This window comes from Hallella faecis (assembly GCF_018789675.1).
GTDB classification, from domain to species: Bacteria; Bacteroidota; Bacteroidia; order Bacteroidales; family Bacteroidaceae; genus Prevotella; species Prevotella faecis.
The window spans coordinates 1-476 of sequence record NZ_JAHKBE010000163.1 but is presented as its reverse complement, the minus strand read 5'-3'; the positions used below and the strand labels follow the sequence as shown (position 1 = coordinate 476).

The following is a 476-nucleotide window of genomic DNA, read 5'->3' as shown; positions in this document are numbered from 1 at the left end:
TCTCTGTGTCGTACGGCAAAGAGAAATCCTTTAATTTTTCCCATATAGATAAGAATGATTGTCGTGTTTTTAGTGATCTAGCCAAATATAGGATGTGCTTGTCTTTTGTTCTTCCCAGATAGGCTGGCGTCGATATCAACTCGTATCGGATAGTCTTCAGAAATTTCTTCTTGTTGGAATTGATCAGCGCATGTCTGAACAACGACATAAAGTTATATGCCATTACAATGAAGTTTCCACATGCCTCTGTTGCCCAGAAGTTATTTGTGACAAAATCATCGATGGAGAAATCATTCTTCAATTCTTTTATCCTATTCTCAGAATCCGCCCTTCCACGATATGAGTCATATACAATCTTGGCCGGCAGGTCAAGGTCTGTTACAAAGCAGCTGTATCGGTATTTTCCGAAATCCTGCTCATCCTCAAAAAGCTCCAGTTGCTTGATTTGCTTTCCTGCAGCTTTAGGGCGCTTCTCT

Annotated in this window: 1 protein-coding gene; it reads right to left on the bottom strand. The window is 40.5% G+C overall.

Annotation, left to right across the window (positions count from 1 at the left end; translation table 11 throughout):
- A partial coding sequence (locus KM934_RS12975; protein WP_215761046.1) for a transposase occupies nt 1–476 on the bottom strand: 476 nt, incomplete at both ends.